Origin of the sequence: Advenella sp. S44 (assembly GCF_002810445.1) — a bacterium.
GTDB lineage: Bacteria > Pseudomonadota > Gammaproteobacteria > Burkholderiales > Burkholderiaceae_B > Advenella.
Genome location: NZ_NEXS01000005.1, coordinates 103,915 through 127,061 on the forward strand (window position 1 = coordinate 103,915; position 23,147 = coordinate 127,061).

21 protein-coding genes are annotated in these 23,147 nt (G+C 54.3%); 14 read left to right on the forward strand and 7 right to left on the reverse strand.

Annotated elements, in window-relative coordinates:
• Window positions 1–35: 35 nt before the first annotated feature.
• The 4 genes from lon to tig all read right to left on the reverse strand — a co-directional run bounded on the left by lon (window position 36) and on the right by tig (window position 6,057).
• Complete coding sequence (lon, locus tag CAP48_RS12100) at window positions 36–2,504, reverse strand: endopeptidase La (RefSeq protein ID WP_100697046.1); 2,469 nt, start codon at window positions 2,502–2,504, stop codon at window positions 36–38.
• 189 nt (window positions 2,505–2,693) lie between these two features.
• Complete coding sequence (gene clpX / locus CAP48_RS12105) at window positions 2,694–4,001, reverse strand: ATP-dependent Clp protease ATP-binding subunit ClpX (protein ID WP_100697048.1); 1,308 nt, start codon at window positions 3,999–4,001, stop codon at window positions 2,694–2,696.
• Window positions 4,002–4,090: 89 nt separating this feature from the next.
• Window positions 4,091–4,747: an ATP-dependent Clp endopeptidase proteolytic subunit ClpP gene (clpP, locus tag CAP48_RS12110; RefSeq protein ID WP_100697050.1), complete on the reverse strand. Its 657-nt coding sequence runs from the start codon at window positions 4,745–4,747 to the stop codon at window positions 4,091–4,093.
• On the reverse strand, window positions 4,747–6,057 hold the full coding sequence (gene tig / locus CAP48_RS12115; RefSeq protein WP_100697052.1) for a trigger factor: 1,311 nt from the start codon (window positions 6,055–6,057) through the stop codon (window positions 4,747–4,749). The genes clpP and tig overlap by 1 nt, the downstream gene beginning before the upstream one ends.
• A gap of 259 nt (window positions 6,058–6,316) precedes the next feature.
• Here tig and CAP48_RS12120 point away from each other — a divergent pair, with 259 nt between their 5' ends.
• Window positions 6,317–6,802: a hypothetical protein gene (locus CAP48_RS12120; RefSeq protein WP_100697054.1), complete on the forward strand. Its 486-nt coding sequence runs from the start codon at window positions 6,317–6,319 to the stop codon at window positions 6,800–6,802.
• Window positions 6,803–7,112: 310 nt separating this feature from the next.
• Here the strand turns inward: CAP48_RS12120 and CAP48_RS12125 are convergent, their stop codons facing one another.
• On the reverse strand, window positions 7,113–8,066 hold the full coding sequence (locus CAP48_RS12125) for a c-type cytochrome (protein WP_369806353.1): 954 nt from the start codon (window positions 8,064–8,066) through the stop codon (window positions 7,113–7,115).
• Window positions 8,067–8,128: 62 nt separating this feature from the next.
• Window positions 8,129–8,869: a c-type cytochrome gene (locus CAP48_RS12130; protein WP_161495246.1), complete on the reverse strand. Its 741-nt coding sequence runs from the start codon at window positions 8,867–8,869 to the stop codon at window positions 8,129–8,131.
• 469 nt (window positions 8,870–9,338) lie between these two features.
• Between CAP48_RS12130 and urtA the strand changes: the two genes are divergently transcribed.
• From urtA to ureG, 13 genes are all read left to right on the forward strand, one after another.
• Window positions 9,339–10,616 carry an urea ABC transporter substrate-binding protein gene (gene urtA / locus CAP48_RS12135; protein ID WP_100697060.1) on the forward strand — a complete coding sequence of 426 codons (1,278 nt, stop codon included), beginning with the start codon at window positions 9,339–9,341 and terminating at the stop codon, window positions 10,614–10,616.
• A 41-nt stretch (window positions 10,617–10,657) separates the two neighbouring features.
• Window positions 10,658–12,304, forward strand: a complete 1,647-nt coding sequence (urtB, locus tag CAP48_RS12140) for an urea ABC transporter permease subunit UrtB (protein ID WP_100697062.1) — start codon at window positions 10,658–10,660, stop codon at window positions 12,302–12,304.
• Window positions 12,305–12,309: 5 nt separating this feature from the next.
• Window positions 12,310–13,458, forward strand: a complete 1,149-nt coding sequence (gene urtC / locus CAP48_RS12145; protein ID WP_100697064.1) for an urea ABC transporter permease subunit UrtC — start codon at window positions 12,310–12,312, stop codon at window positions 13,456–13,458.
• Window positions 13,455–14,303 carry an urea ABC transporter ATP-binding protein UrtD gene (urtD, locus tag CAP48_RS12150; protein ID WP_100697066.1) on the forward strand — a complete coding sequence of 283 codons (849 nt, stop codon included), beginning with the start codon at window positions 13,455–13,457 and terminating at the stop codon, window positions 14,301–14,303. The genes urtC and urtD overlap by 4 nt, the downstream gene beginning before the upstream one ends.
• 16 nt (window positions 14,304–14,319) lie before the next feature.
• Window positions 14,320–15,015, forward strand: coding sequence for an urea ABC transporter ATP-binding subunit UrtE (gene urtE / locus CAP48_RS12155; RefSeq protein ID WP_100697068.1), 696 nt, complete (start codon window positions 14,320–14,322; stop codon window positions 15,013–15,015).
• A 6-nt stretch (window positions 15,016–15,021) separates the two neighbouring features.
• Window positions 15,022–15,882: an urease accessory protein UreD gene (locus CAP48_RS12160; protein WP_242444473.1), complete on the forward strand. Its 861-nt coding sequence runs from the start codon at window positions 15,022–15,024 to the stop codon at window positions 15,880–15,882.
• Window positions 15,883–15,937: 55 nt separating this feature from the next.
• Window positions 15,938–16,240 carry an urease subunit gamma gene (locus CAP48_RS12165; protein WP_100697070.1) on the forward strand — a complete coding sequence of 101 codons (303 nt, stop codon included), beginning with the start codon at window positions 15,938–15,940 and terminating at the stop codon, window positions 16,238–16,240.
• 60 nt (window positions 16,241–16,300) lie between these two features.
• A complete protein-coding gene (locus CAP48_RS12170; protein ID WP_100697072.1) occupies window positions 16,301–16,918 on the forward strand; it encodes a HupE/UreJ family protein in 618 nt (205 codons plus the stop codon).
• 9 nt (window positions 16,919–16,927) lie between these two features.
• Window positions 16,928–17,236: an urease subunit beta gene (locus tag CAP48_RS12175; protein ID WP_100697074.1), complete on the forward strand. Its 309-nt coding sequence runs from the start codon at window positions 16,928–16,930 to the stop codon at window positions 17,234–17,236.
• Entirely contained in the window at window positions 17,233–18,948 is a 1,716-nt protein-coding gene (ureC, locus tag CAP48_RS12180; protein ID WP_100697076.1) for an urease subunit alpha, read from the forward strand. The genes CAP48_RS12175 and ureC overlap by 4 nt, the downstream gene beginning before the upstream one ends.
• Window positions 18,949–18,974: 26 nt before the next feature.
• Window positions 18,975–19,871, forward strand: a complete 897-nt coding sequence (ureE, locus tag CAP48_RS12185; protein ID WP_100697078.1) for an urease accessory protein UreE — start codon at window positions 18,975–18,977, stop codon at window positions 19,869–19,871.
• 9 nt (window positions 19,872–19,880) lie between these two features.
• The gene (locus tag CAP48_RS12190) at window positions 19,881–20,600 is read left to right on the forward strand and encodes an urease accessory protein UreF (RefSeq protein WP_242444474.1); all 720 of its coding nucleotides are present in this window, start codon (window positions 19,881–19,883) and stop codon (window positions 20,598–20,600) included.
• A gap of 249 nt (window positions 20,601–20,849) precedes the next feature.
• Complete coding sequence (gene ureG, locus CAP48_RS12195) at window positions 20,850–21,467, forward strand: urease accessory protein UreG (protein ID WP_100697080.1); 618 nt, start codon at window positions 20,850–20,852, stop codon at window positions 21,465–21,467.
• Between the two features lie 290 nt (window positions 21,468–21,757).
• On the opposite strand, the gene CAP48_RS12200 is transcribed toward ureG, so the two are convergent.
• Complete coding sequence (locus CAP48_RS12200) at window positions 21,758–23,131, reverse strand: L-serine ammonia-lyase (RefSeq protein WP_100697082.1); 1,374 nt, start codon at window positions 23,129–23,131, stop codon at window positions 21,758–21,760.
• Window positions 23,132–23,147 lie beyond the last annotated feature (16 nt).

Sequence of the window (23,147 nt, forward strand, 5' to 3'; positions counted from 1 at the left end):
CTACTGATCGGCTACTTAGCGAAGGAGCGAGCTAATTAGTGCTTGACCGATTTGACGTTATCCACTGGCGGCTTGGCTGCAGAAACCGCGGCTTCCTCTGCCAGCTTGGCAATTTCTGCCTCGGACAATGGCGTAAGCGGTCTTTCCAGCGCGACTTCCAGCACGCGATCAATCCATTTTACCGGAATGATCTCCAGATGGTTTTTCACATTATCTGGAATCTCGGTCAGATCCTTGACGTTCTCTTCAGGGATCAACACCGTTTTGATGCCTCCGCGATGAGCCGCAAGCAGCTTTTCCTTCAAGCCGCCAATGGCCAGCACCTCGCCCCGCAGGGTAATTTCACCTGTCATGGCAACATCTGCGCGAACCGGAATACCCGACAACGCCGAGACCAGTGCGGTTGTAATCGCGATACCGGCAGACGGGCCATCCTTGGGTGTCGCACCTTCAGGAACGTGGATGTGAATGTCCTTTTTCTCAAAGACACTATCGGCAAAGCCCAGTGCATGCGCCCGTGAGCGCACGACCGTGCGCGCGGCCTGCATAGACTCTTTCATCACGTCCCCGAGCAACCCGGTGTGCTGGATGTTGCCTTTACCTGAAACCACGGCCACTTCAATGGTAAGCAGATCGCCGCCCACTTCGGTCCAGGCCAGGCCGGTAACCTGCCCAATCTGATTGTCCTTTTCGGCCATACCGAAGGAATACTTGCGTACGCCCAGATAATGGCTCAGATTGTCGGCCGTCACGTGAACAGCCTTGGCTGGAACTGCTTTACCCTTGGCGGCTGTTTTGGCAGCGCTAACGGCATTACTCAGCAATTCCTTGATGACCTTGCGACAAATCTTGCTGACTTCGCGCTCCAGCGCCCGTACCCCTGCTTCACGCGTGTAGTAGCGAACAATATCACGCAGCGCCGACTCTTCAACAACCAGCTCGCCATCACGCACGCCGTTATTCTTCATCAGCTTGGGCAGCAGGTGGTCCATGGCAATATGCACTTTCTCGTCTTCGGTGTAACCCGACAGACGAATGACTTCCATCCTGTCGAGCAACGCCGGCGGGATATTCAGTGTATTGCTGGTGGCCACGAACATGACGTCGGACAAATCGTAGTCGACCTCGACATAGTGATCCTGGAACGTATGATTTTGCTCGGGATCTAGCACCTCAAGCAGTGCCGAGGCCGGATCGCCGCGAAAATCCATGCCCAGCTTGTCAATTTCATCAAGCAGGAACAAGGGGTTGCGCACGCCTACACGATTCATATTCTGCAGAATCTTGCCTGGCAGCGCGCCGATATAGGTGCGTCGGTGACCACGAATTTCGGCCTCATCACGCACGCCGCCCAGTGCCATGCGCGTGAACTTGCGATTAGTTGCTCGTGCAATGGATTGCCCCAGCGAGGTTTTACCCACCCCTGGAGGCCCGACCAGACATAAAATCGGCGCCTTGACTTTATCGACACGCTGTTGCACAGCCAGATATTCAAGAATTCGTTCCTTGACCTTTTCCAGACCGTAATGATCGTTATCCAGCACCTTCTGCGCATTGATGAGCGAATTATTGATTCGGCTTTTTTTCTTCCAGGGCAGACCGATGACCGTGTCGATGTAGTTGCGCACGACGGTCGCCTCGGCAGACATGGGCGACATCAGCTTCAGTTTCTTCAGTTCGCTGTCGACCTTTTTGCGGGCTTCCTTGGGCAGTTGGGCAGCCTCGATTTTCTTTTCGAGCTCCTCGATATCTGCGCCCTCTTCGCCTTCGCCCAGCTCTTTCTGAATTGCCTTGACTTGCTCATTCAGATAGTAATCGCGCTGGCTTTTTTCCATCTGCTTTTTGACGCGACCACGAATGCGCTTTTCGACCTGGAGAATGTCAATCTCGGTTTCAATTTGCGCCAGCAACGCCTCAAGACGGCCTGACGCATCCAGTTCCTCGAGTAACTTCTGCTTTTGCTCAAGCTTGAGCGGCAGATGTGACGAAATGGTGTCTGCCAGACGGCTGACTTCTTCGATTCCGTTCAGGGAACTGAGAATTTCAGGCGGAATTTTCTTGTTGAGTTTGACGTATTGGTCAAACTGCGCAATGATGGTTCGACGCAGTGCCTCGATCTCGGAATTGCGCGTGTCGTTCTGCTCAATGGGCAGAATCTGCGCAGAAAAATGCGATTCGGTTTCAATAATATTTTCTACGCGCGCGCGTTGCTGCCCTTCTACCAGCACCTTGACTGTGCCATCGGGCAATTTGAGCATTTGTAAAATGGACGCGACACATCCGATGTCATACATGTCATCGGGGCCGGGCTCATCCTTGCTGGCAGATTTTTGTGCAACAAGCATGATCTGTTTGTCACTTTCCATTGCCAGTTCCAGCGCACGGATGGAACGGTGTCTGCCAACGAAAAGTGGAATGACCATATGAGGGAACACGACCACGTCGCGTAGGGGCAGCAATGGTAATTGTGTTGATTCTGCCGGCAAAATCTGACTCGCTGACATAAGCTGATTCCTTGAAAAACGTTGTACTTCTACAGTAATTAGGCTGTAGATGGAGCCTTTGAGGGCAATTTCAAGGTCGCCTGGCTTAAATACCGGCGGTTTTTATGCAGGTACCACCACGATCCCGACAGAAGGAATGTTTCTCCCAATGTGCACCGCCGCGAGGCCTGCCCAGGCTAACCTGGCCCGTCAGGCAGCAGCATCTTTCAGCTTTTTCTCTTTGTTCTCTGATGGTGTCGCTTCTTTATCTTCAGCGAAAACCAGCATCGGAGAACCCGATCCTTCTATGGCAGATTCATCGAGCACCACTTTGACGACATTCCCCTGGGAAGGCAGGTCAAACATGGTATCCATGAGTGAAGCCTCAAGAATGGAGCGAAGGCCGCGGGCGCCGGTTTTACGCTTAAGTGCACGATCTGCGATTGCCGACAATGCTCCCGGGCGCACTTCGAGCTCTACCTCTTCCATGGCGAACAGTTTCTGGTATTGTTTTACCAGCGCATTCTTCGGCTCAGTCAGAATCGTAATAAGGGCCGCCTCATCCAGCTCTTCCAGGGTCGCCACAACAGGAAGACGTCCTACCAATTCCGGTATCAGACCGAATTTGATGATGTCTTCGGGTTCGACTTCAGCAAACACTTCGCCTACGCCCCTGGCCGATTTGCCCTGTACTGATGCACCAAAACCGATGCCCGATTTTTCAGTCCGATTGCGAATGACTTTATCCAGTCCGTCAAACGCGCCACCGACAATAAACAGGATATTGGTGGTATCGACCTGGACGAAGTCCTGATTGGGATGCTTGCGCCCACCTTGCGGAGGCACAGATGCGACGGTACCCTCGATCAGTTTGAGCAGCGCCTGCTGTACACCCTCTCCCGACACGTCCCTGGTAATGGAAGGGTTGTCGGATTTACGTGAAATCTTGTCGATCTCGTCTATGTATACAATGGCACGCTGGGCTTTATCAACATCGTAGTTGCAATTTTGCAGCAATTTTTGCACGATGTTTTCGACGTCCTCGCCCACGTATCCGGCTTCGGTCAGTGTCGTAGCGTCTGCCATCACAAAAGGTACGTCCAGCATGCGAGCTAATGTCTGCGCAAGCAGCGTTTTGCCCGATCCGGTCGGCCCGATAAGCAGAATATTGCTTTTGGCAAGCTCAATATCATCTTTCTGGTTCAGGTCGCTATGACGTATACGCTTGTAGTGGTTATACACCGCGACTGCCAGATTGCGTTTGGGCTGATTCTGACCAATGACGTACTCATCAAGAAAAGACTTGATTTCAGCGGGCGAAGGCAACTCTGTCTTGATGGCCTCACGAGCTTCATCCTGCGCACTGTCATGGATGATCTCGTTGCACAACTCAATACATTCATCACAAATGAATATATTTCCAGGGCCCGAGATCAGCTTTTTGACCTCGTTCTGGTGCTTGTTGCAGAACGAGCAATGCAGGTTTTTGCCGTCGGTAGAACTTGGTTTATCTGCCATATCTGTGTTTTGATTAATCCGATAAAAACAGGTCGACCCTCGCTAAAAGGTCGACCTGAACGAAACCTTTGAAAACAGTATATCAAATACTATGCAACGTCTGCCCGCGTAGCCAGAACTTTGTCAATTAATCCGTAAGTCTGGGCATCCTCGGCCGCCATATAATTATCGCGTTCAGTATGCTCGCGGATCCGCTCAATCGGCTGGCCGGTGTTCTTGGCAAGAATCTGATTGAGTCGCTCGCGCAAGCTCAGGATTTCCTTGGCCTGGATTTCAATATCTGAAGCCTGGCCTTGCGCGCCACCCAGCGGCTGGTGAATCATGATACGTGAATTGGGCAGGCTAAAGCGTTTGCCCTTGGCGCCCGAGCTGAGCAGGAAGGCGCCCATGCTGGCTGCAAACCCGGTGCACATTGTGGAGACGTCGGGCTTGATAAACTGCATGGTGTCGTAAATACCCAATCCGGCGTAGACCGCACCACCAGGTGAATTGATATAAAGGGAAATGTCCTTGTCCGGATTCTCCGACTCAAGAAACAACATCTGCGCCACAATAAGATTGGCTGTCTGGTCGTTTACCTGACCGACCAGAAAGATGACCCGCTCCTTAAGCAAACGCGAGTATATGTCGTAAGACCGCTCTCCGCGCCCCGATTGCTCGATAACCATAGGAATATAGCCCAGCGCCGAGGGGCGCACAGACTGGTCTCCGTGGACAGACGCGTAAAAGTCGGTAAAACGATTCATTATACATTTCCCATAAGTTCTTCAAACGGCACTTTTTCTTCAGTGACCTTGGCTTTAGACAAGATATGGTCAACTACGTTATCTTCAAGGACCACAGATTCAATTTCTGCACGACGCTGACGATCGGTCAGATAATACGTGACAACCTGTTCGGGTTTTTCGTAATTCTGTGCGAACTCTTCAATGCGCGTACGAACCTGCTCAGGCGTGACTTGCAAATTGGCGCTATCGACCAATTCTGCCACGATCAGGCCCAATCGAACCCGGCGCTCGGAGTCAGACTTGAATGCGTCGGCAGGAATATCCATTGTATCGGCGTTGGGCATACCGCGTTGCTTGAGATCTTCACGAGCCGCCGCAATGCGAGTTTGCACATCACTGTCAACCAATGATTTTGGCACATCGAAGCTGGCAGCTTTGGCCAGCGCATCCATGACGCTGTTTTTGGTGCGGGCCTGAGTGCGGTTTTTTACTTCGCGCTCAATGTTGCTGCGCACTTCAGACAGCAGCTTCTCGGTATCGCCTTCTGGCTGGCCCAGCGATTTGGCAAATTCGCTATCGACTTCTGGCAGAACCGGCACGGCCACTTCTTTTACAGTGATGGTAAATTCGGCGGTTTTGCCAGCTACTTCTTTACCCGGATAATCTTCGGGAAACGTCAGTGAGAATGCCTTGCTTTCGCCTGCTTTCAAGCCGCTTGCAGCCTCTTCAAATTCGGGCAACATGCGACCCTGGCCCAGTTGAAACGGGAAATCTTCTGCCTTGCCGCCTTCGAACTCGACGCCGTCGATCGTACCGACAAAATCAACAGTGACTCGATCATCTTTTTCGGAGGCACGCTCTGCATCGGCACTGAACGATGCACGCTGCTTGCGCAGAATGTCGATGGTGTTGTTCACTTCCTGCTCACCAACCTCGGCATCGAAGCGCGTGACTTCAAGCGCAGTCAGATCGGGAACGGACACTTCCGGATAAACTTCAAATTTTGCAGCAAAGCTTAACTGGCCCTCTGCGGAATTGTCTTCCGTGGGCTCAATGGAAGGAGCGCCGGCGACACGCAATTTCGCTTCGCGAATGGCTTCATCAAACAACTGACCAACTTTCTGGTTGATCACATCGTAACGAACGCCAGGGCCGTGACTGCGCTCAATGACGGAAACCGGTGCTTTGCCGGGACGAAAACCCTGCACTTTGGCGGTGCGGGCAACGCGGGCAAGTTGGGTTTTGACTTCTTTTTCAACGTCGTCAATGGAAATGACCAGATTAACCTGACGTTCCAGACCTTCTAGAGTTTCAACCGTTGGCTGCATTCGTGGACCTTACTTAGGAAATAAATTAAGAATAACCTCGTATTCTACCCAAAAATCGAAAAAAACATGCTTGACGGCCAGCGTTTGGAAAAATTATGGGCGCCATGAGCGCCACTTTTTGGTATATTTTTATTTTGCCGATTCCGCGTTTGTTCGAATACAGTGCCAAACTGGTGTAATTTAGTAAGCGTTGGTAAGACAAACGCAATTATTGCATTTGCATTTGGTCTGTTATTTCAGTATATCGAAGGAGTTTACGATGTCCGACCCTATTCATGAGCCTGACAATGACCGTTATGGCACCCATCCATCCGAATCTTCGCAGGCCAATGCTGGCGAGCCGCTTGCCGGCAAGCCGCCTGGCAAATCATTGTTCAGCAATGGCGGCTTTGTCATTGGCCTGATTATCTTCGGGTTATTTGCCGCGCTGATTACCTGGTCTGTCAGTTTTTCAGCCATGTTTTTTGGCGCTGTCGGCTCCATGCTGTCAGTGGCCACTTGCTTTCTGGATCACGAACATATTTGCTTTTCCCGCAGTCAGGGCAAATGCAAACTGGACGATGAAAACTGGGCCTACCTGGTTATCCGAGCCGTGTTCGGCATGATCTTCGGTACCGCCGCCTATGTTTTCACCTTCCAAAGCGTGCTAAGCGATACCTCCTGGGCAGCAGTCGCAACCATTGCGGCATTTGCAGGTTTTGTATTCGATCACCTGATCTTCAAGCTCGGCAGATCTCGCAAATAAACTGACTTGCGGTACCCTGCGTTGCGCGCCGGTACCCAGTCACAAAACCATAGCGAAAGCCCACAGCGGTACAATAAAGAAAAAGGTTCACGGGATAAACCGTGAACCTTTTTCACGTTGCCGATGATGATGGACCACAACGGTGGAAAACAGGCCGCCAGCCGGCGCTCGCCATCGGCCTGTTACGGCCGCCAGTTACAATCCGGCATCCGCAGCGCTGCGTTTGCCCACCCCTGCTTTACATGTTTTGCACTACGTCACGTTCTTTCCTGGCGCTTTACACAACTTGATGAAGAAGCCTTGCGCAGCTTTACTTGCCTGCCGCGTCTGCCTCAGGGGCCTCCCGCAATCGTCCGCCTGACGGGACCGATTTGGCGCCCAGAACGACGCCGTTGATTGTCCGGCCATACAAGTTGTCATCCGCTGAATGGAACTGCTCGCGCGTTTCCTGCACATTGCCGGTAAACCGCGGGTCCTGGGGCCGCTCGTGTGAATTCATAAAATAGGCCACGTCCCACGCCTGCTGATCGGTCAGGGTATGGTCTTTACCAAGGGGCATATTGGCTTTGATGAATGCAGCGGCATTGGGCATCTGATGCATGCCTGCTCCCCAGTTAAACGAGTCATCGCCCCACAATGCAGGAAATACGGTCACGCCGGCTGACTTGCGCCCTTCCCCATTGACTCCGTGACAGACGGCACACTGTGCGGCGTACACCGCCTTGCCGCGATCAAGATCCATTTCCTGTGCTGGTTCAGGCAGGCGCTTATAGCCCTGTCCCTCAAGCTTGACACCGGTCGGCGCTTTGCTGGCAAGCCAGTACATATAGGATGAGAGCGCGACAATTACGTCGGAATCGGCCTCTGGCGCCTTACCGTTCATGCTGTACTTAAAACAGCCCTGCAATCTTTCAGCCAAGGTATTAACATGGCCATTTTTCTTGCGATATGCCGGATACAGGACATAGGCGCCCCACATGGGCGCCGAATCGGCGCGCCGTCCCGCATCAATATGACAATTGACGCAATTGAGCGAATTGCCTGTGTACTGCGGCAACGACTGGGAAGTGTGTAAAAAATACTCCTGCCCTTTTTTTACAATCTCGCCGAACTCGTCGTCAGGAATCGAATCGGCTGGCGGCGGCAAAAACCCGCCGGCATCCGCCGAGCTATCGGCGCGCTCTTTCGCTGCGTCGGCGACTGGCGTTGCCTGAGCGGCAGACTCACCGGATTCGGCTGGCGCTGCACTGGCGACCTCCGCCATAAGCAGACAGGCTGCCGTGGTCACGACCGCCAGATGCGATCGGCGAATAAATAAAAGACGATTCATTGTTGCCCTCCTGCTTTTGCTGGCGTTTGTGCTGACGTAACGCTGGCAGTTGCCGCGCCAATATCGTTTCCGAAATAGGTACTGACGCTCTCGATCTCCTCATCAGTCAGTTTGCCCGCAAGATGTGCCATCAGGCCATGGACGTCCTCTGCCCGAGTACCCGTTTTCCAGGCCAGCAATTGGTTTTTGATATAAGTGGCCGACTGACCGGCCAACGCAGGAAAAGTGGGTGCAACGCCAATGCCGCCCGGTCCGTGGCACTGCACACAGGCCGGCAGCCCACGCGACCAGTCGCCACGCTGGGCCAGCCAGGCGCCCTTCTTACCCTTGGGATAACTCTGTTGCAGTTGGACTGCGCGGGCCGGGTTGATAACCGGTTTGAGAGACGCATACCAGGCGGCAACCGCCTTTTTCTGTTCAGCGTTCAAAGTCTTGGCAATCGGCTCCATGACAGGCTGCTTGCGCCTGCCTTCGGCAAAATCCATAAGCTGCGCTTCCAGATAGGCAGCCGGCATACCCGCGAGAAACGGAAAACCGGCAGCCGCCATACCCTCGCCATTTGCGCCATGACAGGCCATACAGGGTGCTTGGCCGGCAACGCCGTTGGTTGCGATGCTTTTGCCTTGCGCGACATCATCGGCAAACGCAACCCCCATGGATAGCCAAAGCGTGCTACAGGCGCTGGCGACTGCCAGGGCTCGTAGGCCGTTTCGCTTCCTTCGACTTCTGTTCATCATTTTCTCCTGACTTTGAACCATTGTTACTATATAACATTTGTTTATTAGCATATATCTTCAGGTAATTTTATAGAATCGGCTGATCCGGGTAAAGCAGACAGGCCCGGCGATTAAAAATTCGAACGGACCAATCCGACGCACTGACGCACCGACATCATGCACCGAAGTCCACCCTGGGTCTTGAACGCACCAATATCGAATAAAGGCAAGCTAATCCAAATCACCATCGCCTGGGCGGTAAAGCCTTCTGCACTTTTTTGTTCCCATCGATGCGCTCTCAACGCCCGCGCTCTGTTCTCTCACGGTTCCCCTCGTAACTGCGCCCGTCGCGCCACGCAATTGGGCGAAGCTGGTTCTCATTTGCGCGGTCCGTCGCAACAACACGATCCGGGTGCTGGCACGACTATTGCTTTAGCTCTATCGCTTACTCACAAATGCAATTTGCCTTTACTCATTCCGGAGCTGATAAATGAAACGTCGTAATGTTCTTAAAACCATGGTGTGCAGTCTCGCTCTTGCATTTGGCTCTGGCGCACTCAACAGCAGTTGGGCCCAGGGTCAGATTGATCCATCCAAACCGCCGATCAAGATCGGCATATTGCACTCACTATCCGGCACGATGGCCATTTCCGAAACTGTGCTGAAAAATGTCGCGCTGATGCAAATTGACGCGATCAACCAAGAAGGCGGCATTCTTGGCCGCAAGGTAGAGGCCGTCATCGTCGACCCCGCTTCCAACTGGCCGCTGTTTGCAGAAAAAGCACGCGAATTGCTCAGCCAGGAAAAAGTGGCAGCGGTTTTCGGTTGCTGGACATCGGTCTCACGCAAGTCGGTACTGCCGGTCTTTGAAGAACTCAATGGCCTGCTGTTCTACCCGGTTCAGTATGAAGGCGAAGAAATGTCACGCAATATTTTCTATACCGGCGCGGCACCCAACCAACAGGCCATTCCTGCCGTTGAATATCTGATGAGCGAAGAAGGCGGCGGTTATAAGCGCTTCTTTCTGCTTGGAACAGACTACGTCTATCCACGCACTACCAACAAAATATTGCGCGGCTTCCTGCATAGCAAGGGTGTTGCCGATAGTGACATCCAGGAGGTCTACACCCCCTTCGGTCACAGCGATTATCAAACCATCGTGAACGATATCAAGCGTTTTGCCGCGGGTGGAAAAGCTGCAGTCATATCCACCATCAATGGCGACTCCAATGTCCCCTTCTATAAGGAACTTGGCAACGCCGGCGTCAAGGCTATTGATACGCCTGTCGTCGCATTCTCTGTAGGCGAAGAGGAATTGCGCGGCATCGACACCAAGCCGCTGGTCGGTCACCTGGCCGCGTGGAATTACTTTATGTCCGTGGACAACCCAGCCAATTCAGCCTTCAAAAAACAATGGGCAGACTACGCCACTGCACAAAAGCTGCCGGGTGCAGACAAACCACTGACCAACGATCCGATGGAAGCGACCGTTGTTGGATTGAAAATGTGGAAAGCCGCCGTCGAGAAAGCGGGCAAGACTGACGTGGATGCCGTTCGCGCGGCCATGATAGGCCAGAAAGTATCCGCCCCGGATGGCTTCGAAGTTGAAATGGGCAGCAACCATCATTTATACAAACCGGTCATGGTTGGTGAAATCCGTCCTGACGGGCAATTCGACATTGTCTGGCAAACAGAAAAACCGGTGCGCGCTCAACCGTGGAGCCCATTCATTGCGGGCAATGAAAAAAAATCTGATGAAGTGAAATAAATGCGAGTAATGAACCGGCAGCAAAAAATGGAAAGATCTGCATGAAACTCACCTCTTCCGTCATCCGTGACTGGATTGGACAACTGGCGATGGTTGTCGGCGTTCTGCTTGCCTCTGTTACTTCGGCTTATGCGAACACGCTGACGCCTGCTGATTTGAGCGCGCTTGTTGCGGGTGGCTATGGGGAGCGCAAAGAGGCAATCGAAAAACTGGTGAATGCCGATCCTGCGATGGCCCGTCCGATTCTGCAAAGCTTATCGCAAGGCACCCTGTTGGGTCTGCCTGATGGTCGTGTCCTGATCAAATCTGATCAAGACTACACCGACCCATTGACGAGTAAAAGCGTCGTGCCACCCACGGAGCCGACGCGCCAGCCGGTACTGAACAATGCACTGCGCCGACTGATCCAGAATGCGCTGGCCTCAATGAGCCTGTTTGCCCCGGACAAGGCAACCCGTGGGATGGCCATTGACAATCTGCTGAGTCGTCCGGACAGCCTGTCGGCGCAGCAGTTGCACCAGGCACTCACGGCGGAAACCGATCCTGCGCTCAAACAAAAGCTCAATACCTTGCATGCTTTCGCGGCGGCAGCTGATCGCAGCGCAGCGCCCGAGCAGCGCCTGCTGGCCGTGCAATCACTGGCCTCGGTCAACCTGCCGTATGCACGTACCGTATTGAACAATATTATTTCAGAAGAAAATCAGCCTCAGAGCGCGATCTCTATTGCTGCCGCCGAATCGCTTTCCCATATTGATGCGCGGCAACGCAATTCTGCGCTTGCCAATAACGCCTTCACCGGTCTGAGCCTGGGCAGTGTACTGGTGCTGGCTGCATTGGGCCTGGCCGTGATTTATGGCCTGATCGGCGTGATCAATATGGCGCATGGTGAATTTCTCATGCTGGGCGCCTACGCCACTTATCTGACACAACGCGCCTTTCAGATCTGGATGCCCGAGTGGTTCGACTACTACCTGCTTGCAGCACTGCCCGTGGCCTTTCTGACAGCAGCTGCCGTGGGTATTCTGGTCGAATGGCTGATTATTCGTCACCTGTACGGTCGCCCCCTGGAAAGCCTGCTGGCCACTTTTGGCGTCAGCCTGCTGATGTTGCAAACGGTACGTCTGATCTTTGGCGCGCAAAATGTGGACGTGGCCAATCCAATCTGGATGAGCGGCTCCTTTGCACCCCTTGCGGCATGGCTTCCGGCTTTCGTGGTTCCCTACAACCGACTCATTATTCTCGCTTTTTCTATTGCAGTTGTAATTGGCCTGTATCTGGTCCTGAACTGCACACGCCTGGGGCTTTTCATCCGCGCGTGTACCCAGAGCCGCACGATGGCAGCCTGCGTAGGCATCCGGACCCGCAAGGTGGATGCCTACGCCTTTGCGCTGGGAACGGGTATCGCCGGTCTTGGCGGCGTCGCATTGTCCCAGATTGGCAACGTTGGCCCGGATCTCGGCCAGGCCTATCTGATTGATTCATTTATGGCTGTGGTGCTCGGCGGCGTCGGCCAGCTTATCGGTACCGTGCTTGGCGCTTTTGGCCTGGGCGTGCTGAGCAAGCTTGGTGAACCGTTGCTGGGCGCGGTATTGGTAAAGATTATCGTTCTGCTGCTGATCGTCGCCTTTATTCAGAAACGTCCCCAGGGCCTGTTTGCCCAGAAAGGCCGCAGCGCGGCAGAGGCTTAACACTCATGACCACATCATTCGAACTGAATATTCCTGAACGGGCACCGTTGTTCTCGCGTCGCGGCTGGTTGACATTATGCGTCGTAGTAATCGGCATATTTCTGGCGACCCTGCTGGGTACGCAATGGGCCGCACCCGGTAGCGCGCTGCATATCAGCGACTATACGCTCACGCTTGTCGGTAAGATGCTTTGCTATGCCATTGTGGCCATGTCGCTTAATCTCGTATGGGGCTACTGCGGCATCCTGAGCCTGGGGCATGGCCTGTATTTTGCCCTGGGGGGTTACGCCATGGGCATGTATCTGGTGCAGGCACCCGCGCCCGGCCAGGAGCCGGCGGGACTACCGGCATTTACCTTCCTGCTTAACTGGACCGAATTGCCATGGTACTGGGCCGGTACCCAGACTCTGACCTGCGCACTCATCCTGGCGGCGCTGGTGCCAGCAATTGTGGCGTTCATCTTCGGTTATTTCGCCTTCCGTTCGCGCATCAAGGGCGTGTACCTGTCCATCATGACACAGGCAGTAACCTACGCGGCCATGCTCCTGTTCTTTCGCAACGAGACCGGATTCGGCGGCAACAATGGCTTCACCGATTTCAAATCCATCGCCGGCTATTCCATCAACGCTACCGACACCCGTACGGTACTTTTCCTGATCAGCTTTGTGGTGCTCATCTTGGTGTTTGTACTGGTCCAATGGATTATGAAATCCAGATTCGGCAAGGTAATCACTGCGATCCGCGACAGTGAAAGTCGTGTCATGTTCATCGGATTCAATCCATTGCAATACAAACTGGCAATCTGGACGCTGTCCGCCATGCTTTGCGGAATTGCAGGCGCTTTATATGCACCTCTGGTGGGTATTATCAATCCAGGCGAAATGTCGCCCGTCAATTCAATTGAAATGGTGATCTGGGTCGCCGTGGGCGGTCGCGGGTCGCTGATCGGCAGCATCCTGGGCGTATTTACAGTCAATGGTGCAAAAACGTTTTTCACTGCGTTCATGCCGGAATACTGGCTGTACGTCCTCGGTGGCCTGTTTGTTGTGGTGACCCTGTTCATGCCCAAAGGGCTGATCGGCCTGTTTGCACGTCGTCGTCCACCACCGCTCAAAACAGGCTCGAACGCGGCGTCTGCCTCGGAGGCGGTATGACTGATATCCATGCTGACACTGCCAGCGCCGGTGGCACGATTACCCATCTGGCCCATTTTGCCGAAGCCGGAAAAATTGATACGACGCACGGCATCGTGCTGTATGTCGAAAACCTGACCGTTAAATTCGATGCTTTCCGCGCGATCAATGACTTGTCCCTGTACATCAAAGAAGGCGAACTGCGCTGCATTATCGGCCCCAATGGCGCCGGCAAAACGACGCTGATGGACGTCATTACCGGAAAGACCGGTCACCGTAATGCCACTATCGAAGGCCAGGTGTATCTGGGCCAGACGCTGGATTTGCTGACCATGCAGGAGCCCCAGATCGCACAAATGGGTATCGGAAGGAAGTTCCAGAAGCCGTCGGTATTCGACAGCCAGCCGGTTTGGGAAAACCTCTATTTGGCCGATGCCGGAGATCGTCGCTGGCACGCCGCCTTAAACGCGCGCATCACCGCAGACGTGCGCCACCGCATTGAAAGCACGCTAGGCATCATGAAGCTGGAGGCTGTTGCCTATCGGGCTGCGGGTGAACTGTCGCACGGCCAGAAACAGCGTCTGGAGATCGGGATGCTGCTGATGCAAAAACCCGCATTGCTGCTGCTGGACGAACCAGTTGCCGGCATGACCGACCACGAAACGGCCGAGCTGGCTGAAATACTCCATCGCATTCGTGGTACCTGCTCCATTGTCGTGGTGGAGCACGATATGGGCTTTGTCTCAAACCTGGCAGGCGATCAGGGCACAGTTACCGTCCTGGCTGCCGGCACAGTACTGGCGCAAGGGAACATGCAACAGGTGCAGCAGGATCAGCAAGTTATTGAATCCTATCTCGGCCGCTAATCAAGGAACACGCATCATGCAGCTCAGCGTACACAACGTCAATCAGTATTATGGGGGCAGCCATATTCTTCGCGATATCTCACTCGATATAAAAGCCAATACCCTGACCGCCCTGCTTGGCCGCAACGGTGCTGGCAAAACCACACTGCTGCGCAGCCTGCTTGGCGTCGTACCCATTCGTGACGGGCAGATCAATTATGCCGACAAAGACATCAGTCGAATGGGAACGGCCAGCCGTATAGCCCAGGGCATTGGTTATGTGCCCCAGGGCCGCGATATTTTTCCGCGACTGAGCGTCAAGGAAAATCTGCTGGTTGGGGCAGCATCACGCAAAACGCCTAAAGGAATACCAGCCTTTATTTACCAGCTTTTTCCGGTTCTCAAGGAAATGGAACATCGCAACGGCGGAGATTTATCTGGTGGACAACAGCAGCAATTGGCGATTGCCCGTGCCCTCATGAGTGAGCCACGACTGCTGATTCTGGACGAACCGACCGAAGGCATTCAGCCGAATATCATTCAGCATATTGGCAGAACACTCAAATTTCTTGTTGCAGATCATGGAATGACCGTACTTCTTGTTGAACAATATCTGGATTTCGTCAAACTTATTGCCGATGACTATCTTGTCATGAACCGCGGCGTCATTATTGCCCAGGGAAAAGGCGCAAATATTGATGCAGACGGTATTGAACGTCACATTAGTGTGTAACCGCAAATGTCAGCTGTCATGCAAACCGAAAGCTGGGCTGCGACTCTCTCGTTGGCATTTTCTTGCCAACCGTCCGGGCGCAGTGCCCTGACCCACAATGCCCATACCGGGCCATTGTTGGTGCAGAAGTCGCTCTATCCGGAAGGTCCGGCCATCTGTCACGCCACCATACTGCACCCGCCATCAGGCATTGCAGGCGGCGACGAACTGAGCATTGCCGCAACCATTCATGAAAACGCCCATGCAGTACTGTCCACCCCCGGCGCAACACGCTGGTACAAGGCCAATGGCGGGACAGCAACACAACGCATTGAGCTTTGCATCGCTCCCAATGCAAAACTAGACTGGCTTCCTCTTGAGAATCTGCTGTTTGAACAGGCCCAGGCCAGCAACACCAGCGTAATCCGGCTCGCTGCAGGCGCCCGCGCAATCGGCTGGGACTGTTTCCAGTTGGGCAGCGTGGCCACACAGGGATACTGGCATAAGGGCAAGCTTGCCGTCGATACCGCCCTTTACTATGACGACCAACTGGTTTGGACAGAAGCCGGCCTGATCGACGCCGAACACCCTGTGCGGCAAAGTAGTGCCGGACTGGGGAGCTTTCCGGTCATGGCAACCGTCTGGAGCATAGGACCGATCATCGCCGCCCACCACATGGAGTCCATGACTGCGAGCCTGCCGTGGACCGACAAACTGCGGGCTGGGGTCAGCCAGATTCAGCTGGATTCGTCCAACAGTCTGGTCCTGGTACGCCTGCTTGGCACGCGTGCCGAGCAAATCAGGCAACTGATGGTCGATTGCTGGCAACGCCTGCGACCGCAGCATCTGGGCGTTGTCGCGATGCCCTTGCGGCTTTGGCTCACCTGATAGCACTGCGCTTGCGGCCCATTCTAAACATTCGACTTAATACTGCGGGACGACCATGGATCTGACACCACGAGAAAAAGACAAATTACTGATATTTACCGCTGCGCTGCTCGCTGAAAGGCGTCGCAACCGGGGCCTGAAACTGAATCACCCGGAGTCGGTGGCGCTGATTACCGCGACGCTGCTCGAGGGGGCCCGCGAAGGCAAGACGGTGGCCGAGCTCATGCATGCGGGCACACAAGTGCTTACGCGAGATGATGTCATGGAGGGCGTGCCGGAAATGATCCCCGACATCCAGGTCGAGGCCACGTTTCCCGATGGTACCAAACTGGTAACCGTTCACCATCCGATTGTCTGAGTACACACAACGACAAATAGCCCGTCCCTTTATTTTTATAGATTCGCAAAGGAAAATATCATGATTCAACCTTTTTCCAACCAGTCACGTTGTAGCCTGGCTGCGCTTGCTCTGGCCGGCCTGCCTCTGGCCACGCTGGCCCATCCCGGTCACTTCGAGCACGTTGACCCCATGTCCATGTTCAATGAAGGCCTGCTTCATCCGCTGACGGGGCCGGACCATCTGCTGGCCATGCTGGCGGTGGGCATTTGGAGTGCCATGGCATACCCATCATTGAAAAGAGCCATTTATATCCCGCTTTCCTTTTCCAGCATTCTTCTTGTGGGCGCGCTCTTAGGCATGGCCGGAATGCAAATTCCGCTGGTAGAACCGCTGATCATGGCCTCTTTGCTGGTGCTGGGCCTGATGCTGGCGGGCATGGCGCGCCTATCTCTGGCCACAGGCTCGGCACTGGTTGCGTTCTTTGCTTTTTTCCATGGCGCGGCCCATGGCATGGAACTGCCTGAGGGTGGCGCCGCAAGCCTGTTTATCCTGGGGTTTATGCTTTCCACCCTGTTCATCCACTGCGTCGGAATGATCGCCGGCGCCATCCTGGCTCGCCACAGAACCTGGATGGCCCGCCTGACAGGCGCAGGCATCGCCTCCTATGGTGCGGTGCTGTTCTTAACCGTCCAATAAGGAGCACGCATGATCCCAGGTGAAATCATTGCCGCCAAAGGGGCAATCGACATCAATACCGGGCGAAATACCTTGGTTATAGAGGTGACCAATACTGGCGATCGTCCCGTCCAGGTCGGATCCCATTATCATTTTGCGGAAACCAACGGCGCATTGCTGTTTGACCGGCAACTGGCGCGTGGTTATCGACTCAATATTGTCGCTGGAACGGCAATACGCTTTGAGCCCGGGCAAATTCGGACAGTAGAGCTGGTGGCGCTGGCGGGCGACCGGCGAGTATTCGGGTTTACTGGAAGTGTCATGGGAGCACTGGAATGACAAGCATATCAAGACAAGCTTATGCCGAAATCTTTGGGCCGACCATTGCAAGTGGTCGCGCCGACCGGGTTCGCCTGGCCGACACTGAATTGTTCATTGAAGTCGAAAAAGATTTCACCGTATTTGGCGAAGAGGTCAAATTTGGCGGCGGCAAGGTCATTCGAGACGGAATGGGCCAAAGCCAGCGCTGCTCGGCAGACTGTGCAGACACGGTCATTACCAATGCACTGATCGTCGACGCAATGACCGGAATAGTCAAAGCCGATATCGCTATCAAAAACGGCCATATCGCTACCATCGGCAAAGCGGGCAATCCGGACATCCAGCCCGGTGTCACCATCGTGATCGGGCCAGGCACCGAGATTATTGCCGGAGAAGGTTTTATTGTTACCGCAGGCGGCATCGATACGCACATTCATTTCATTTGCCCGCAGCAAATTGACGAAGCGCTGTCGTCTGGCGTGACCACGATGATTGGCGGGGGCACGGGCCCGGCAACGGGCTCCTTCGCTACCACTTGCACGCCCGGCCCATGGCATATCCACGCCATGCTTGGCGCAACCGACGCCTTCCCCATGAACATCGGCCTATTGGGAAAAGGCAGCGCCAGTGTTCCCGCCCCCCTGCTGGAACAGATACAGGCCGGAGCAATAGGCCTGAAACTGCATGAAGATTGGGGCACGACACCGCAAGCCATTGACACCTGCCTGAACGTGGCCGAGCAAACCGATACTCAGGTCGCCATCCACAGTGACACTCTGAATGAATCGGGCTTTGTCGAGGCCACTGTAGCCGCGTTCAAGGGGCGCACCATCCATACCTTCCATACCGAAGGCGCAGGTGGCGGTCATGCGCCCGATATCATTCGCGCCGCAGGCATGCCCAATGTCCTGCCCGCTTCGACTAATCCGACCATGCCGTTTACGCACAATACGATTGATGAGCATCTGGATATGTTGATGGTCTGCCACCACCTGGATCCGGCCATCGCCGAGGACCTTGCCTTCGCCGAGAGCCGCATCCGGCGGGAAACCATTGCCGCCGAAGACATTTTGCATGACCTTGGCGCATTTTCAATTATGAGTTCCGATTCCCAGGCAATGGGCCGTGTTGGCGAAGTCATTCTTCGAACCTGGCAAACGGCAGACAAAATGAAGCGGCAGCGCGGCAGTCTGGCTGGCGACTCTGCCACTTCCGACAATAACCGGGTCAAGCGATTTATTGCCAAATACACGATCAACCCCGCCATCGCGCATGGTATTGCTCACAAGGTCGGATCCGTACAGCCCGGCAAGTTTGCTGACCTGGTTCTATGGCGGCCTGCATTTTTTGGCGTCAAGCCCAGCCTGATCCTCAAAGGGGGAATGATCGCACAGGCAGTCATGGGCGATCCGAATGGGTCTATCCCCACCCCTCAGCCTGTCCATTACCGGAACATGTACGGCTCCTACGGTCGCGCACTAAAAACGTCGCTGGCCTTTGTCTCGCAGGCAGGATTGAACAACCTTGCTGTGCACGATTTAAAGTTGACCAAAACGCTTTGCGCCGTCAACGGCTGCCGCAATATTGGCAAGCGCGACATGGTTCTGAACGACTGGTTGCCAGATATCCGTGTCGATCCGCAAACCTATCAGGTCTTTGCAGACGGGCAACTGCTGCGCTGCGAACCAGCCCAGATCCTGCCTATGGCCCAGCGATATTTTCTGTTTTGATGTTGACACTTCAGGAACGCTTAGACATGACACGTTTCGTGCGCAAATATCTACGCAACAGCGGCCTGTCTGCCGCGTTGTTGCAACATGCCCCCATCGCGCAGATGACCTTTGAGCAGCGCCGCCGCAGCCGTCAGAAAGTGACCCTAAACAATGAGGAAACCATTAACGTGGTTATCGACAGAGGCCAGGTTCTGGTCCCTGGAGATGTCCTGGTGGCCGATGACGGCGGCCTGATTGTCGTACAGGCACAACACGAGTCGCTGGTGCGCGTCACCGCTGATACTTCGAAAAACCTGGCGCGGGCGGCCTATCACCTGGGAAACCGCCATGTTACGGTCGAAGTCGGCGATGGTTTCCTCCATCTGCAATACGATCCCGTCCTGGTGGAAATGTTGGACCGGCTTGGGGTTCATACCTCGAGCGTCAGTCAGGCTTTCAACCCCGAACACGGGGCCTATGGCGGCGGCCATAAGCACGGTCATGATGAAACGTTCGACGAAGATTACGCGCTGGCGCAGGCTGCCTATAAAGCCCACGAATACGCACATTCCGGGCGCGACCAAAAACATACGCATCCGCAAGAACACGCCCACGATCGTGAACACACGCCTTCGTACAATCACGATCACACGCGCTTACACGAACACACTCACGCACATTCACACAGCGACAACCACAAACACGACCACCAACACAACTACGGCAACGAACACAATCGCGTGCGTTCATATGGCCACAACCACAAGCACGACCACGACCACGACCACGACCACGAACGTCTTCAGAATAACGTTTCCGATGACCAACACCAGCATAACGCTACTGCCAATGCAGCAAAACAGCCTGCTGAACATAACCATCGCAATCATAGTCATGATCATGGCCGGGATCATCACAGTTGTCATTGTCCGGACGAGTAATCTGACACCATGCACATCTCCATGAATGCGCTGGATGCCATCACTGTCCAACGCTATGCGCAACTAATGCACCTGTCCTCGCCGGCCCTGCCGGTGGGCGGGTTCAGCTATTCCCAGGGATTCGAATCTGCCGTCGAACTGGGTATTGTGTTTGACGAAGACACTGCGCGTCGCTGGATCGAGAACACCCTGCACGCTGTCATGGCTCCATGCGATGCAACGATATGGCTGCTGGTTTACCGGGCGTGGTGCGATCAGGATACCGACACGGTGTGCCGATGGAACCGATGGTATTACGCAAGTCGGGAAACGGCAGAGGCAAGGGCCGAGACTACCCAGATGGCTGTTTCACTGATCAACCTGGCACAGGAACTCAGATGGGGAGCCGATGCGCTGCGCAGCCATCTAGGTGCGCTTTGTCCGCCCTGCTTCCCGGCGGCACATGCATTTTGCGTTCAGGCGCTCGCCCTGCCGTCAGACGCAGGAATCACGGCGTTTCTCTATACCTGGCTCGAAAATCAGATTATGGCTGCCATCAAAACGGTGCCTCTGGGGCAAACTGCCGGGCAACGGGTGCTTTCAGCATTAGTGCCTCAGTTAGATCATGCAGTACTGGCCGCCCAGAAAGCAGCGTCGTGCTCGCCCCCAATAATCATGACGCTGGCGCCGCAATATTCCATTGTTGCTGCCCGACACGAAAGCCAGTTTTCCCGGCTGTTTCGTTCTTAAGGGGCCCATCTTGATTTTCCAGTTCTGCAAGCAGACTGGTCAGACACTGGCTCCCCGGCTAAAGATCAACGGCATTTCTATACATTATTTATTGAGCAAAAGGCATTTACCATGACCAACGTCATTAACGGAACTGTGGGAACTCAAGGAACTCAGGCGCCCAAGGCAACTCCTGGCACTTCTGGCACTTCTGGAACTCGTGCAAGTCCTGCAACTGAGGGAACTCAAGGGATAAAGGCGCCCCATACATTGCGGACCAAGACATTGCCTGCGCTACGCGTCGGTATCGGCGGCCCCGTCGGTTCTGGAAAAACGTCTCTGCTTGAAGTTCTGTGCAAAAAAATGGGAACCAGATATGATCTTGTTGCTATCACAAACGACATCTATACGAAAGAAGATCAGCGTCTGCTGACGCTTTCCGGTGCACTTGACCCCAAACGTATCATGGGCGTCGAAACCGGCGGCTGTCCGCATACCGCGATCCGGGAAGACGCATCCATTAATCTGCGCGCGATCGATCAGATGCTACAGCGTTTTCCGCAGGCTGATATTATTTTTATCGAATCTGGTGGCGACAACCTGGCGGCAACCTTCAGCCCGGAGTTGTCAGATCTGACTATTTACGTCATCGACGTGGCGGGCGGCGAAAAAATTCCCCGCAAAGGCGGCCCTGGCATCACCAAATCCGATCTGCTGATCATCAACAAAACTGATCTGGCCCCTTATGTTGGCGCGTCTCTGGAAATCATGCGTCAGGATACCGAGCGCATGCGCCAGAATCGGCCATTTGTGATGTGTAATATGAAAACCGGTGACGGCGTCGACGCCATCATTCAATTCATTGAAAAAGCCGGCATGCTCACTTGAAGACACAGAGCGCACGCGCCAGTATCGTTCAGTTGTGATGTGCAATATGAATACTGGCAACGACAGATGCCATCATTCAATGCCTCGAACCAGCCGGCATGTTCACCTGAGATGACCGAGCGCACGCGCCAGTACTGGCCGTTTGAGATATGCGGTTTGAAAACCGGACTGCGGTGTAACGATGATTGCCGCCACGTACGGTCGTCAGCCTGCTATCGCGGCATCACGGCATCCGGCGGCAACCGATAAACATGGTGTCACGCGGGCCATCCGCCTTTAATCTTTCATCATTAGCATTCAATAATATTGACAGCCAGCCCGCCACGCGATGTTTCCTTGTATTTCGATTGCATATCTGCCCCCGTCTGCATCATGGTTCGAATCACTTTATCCAGCGACACGTAATGCGTCCCATCACCCCGCAAGGCCATGCGAGCGGCGTTGATGGCTTTGACTGCGCCCATCGCATTGCGCTCGATACAAGGAATCTGCACCATGCCTCCGACAGGATCACAAGTCATGCCCAGGTTGTGCTCCATGCCGATTTCGGCGGCGTTCTCCACTTGAGGAACCGTTCCTCCCAGTACGGCTGCCAGTGCGCCTGCTGCCATGGAGCAGGCAACGCCGACCTCTCCCTGGCAGCCCACCTCGGCACCGGAGATAGAGGCGTTTTCCTTGTAAAGAATGCCAATAGCTGCAGCCGTGAGCAAAAAATCGATCACGCCCTGTTCATTGGCGTCGGGTACGAAATTCACATAATAATGCAGGACCGCGGGAATCACCCCTGCCGCCCCGTTAGTGGGCGCGGTCACTACCTTGCCGCTGGCTGCATTCTCTTCGTTCACTGCCAGCGCATACAGGTTCACCCAATCGAGCATAGAAAGCGGATCTTTCAGCGATTCATGAGGACGGCTGCACAGCTGTTCATACAGTTGACGGGCGCGGCGCTTGACGTGAAGAAATCCCGGCAGGGTGCCGCTGGCCGAACATCCGCGCTTCACACAAGCCTGCATCACCGCCCACAATTCCAGTATTTTCTGCCTGACTTGCTCTTCTGGCCTATAATGCCGCTCATTTTGCATCATCAACTGCGCGATCGTTAACTGGTGCCGCTGGCACAGATCGAGCAATTGCTGACCCGAATTGAATGGATACGGGATGGCAATTTCCGGGGTCAGATTCACACGAACGCGCTCACAATTCATCACGAAGCCGCCACCAATGGAATAATATTCCTTCTTCATAAGCAATTGATCGGTAGCGTCAAACGCCTTGAAGCGCATGCCATTCGAATGCTGCGACAAGGTGTCGCGCCGGTTGAATTTGATATGGAGGCTCTCATCAAAGGCAAGCTCATGGCGATCAAGCAGCCGGACCTTGCCGCTAGAGCGCACCCGCTCGATCAGTGTCGGCATAATGTCCGGATCCAGCGTGTCGGGCTGATAGCCATGCAGACCGATGACAACTGCCATGTCGCTTTTATGACCCTTGCCGGTCGCACCCAGCGAACCGAACATCTCTATATGAAAACGTTGCGCGCGTTCAAGCAACCCGGCCTGGTCCAGGCGGTTTACAAAACGCAACGCGGCAATCATCGGACCGACGGTGTGAGAACTCGAAGGCCCGATACCCACCTTGAAAATATCAAATACGCTCAAGGCCATTTTTTCCTCGACTATG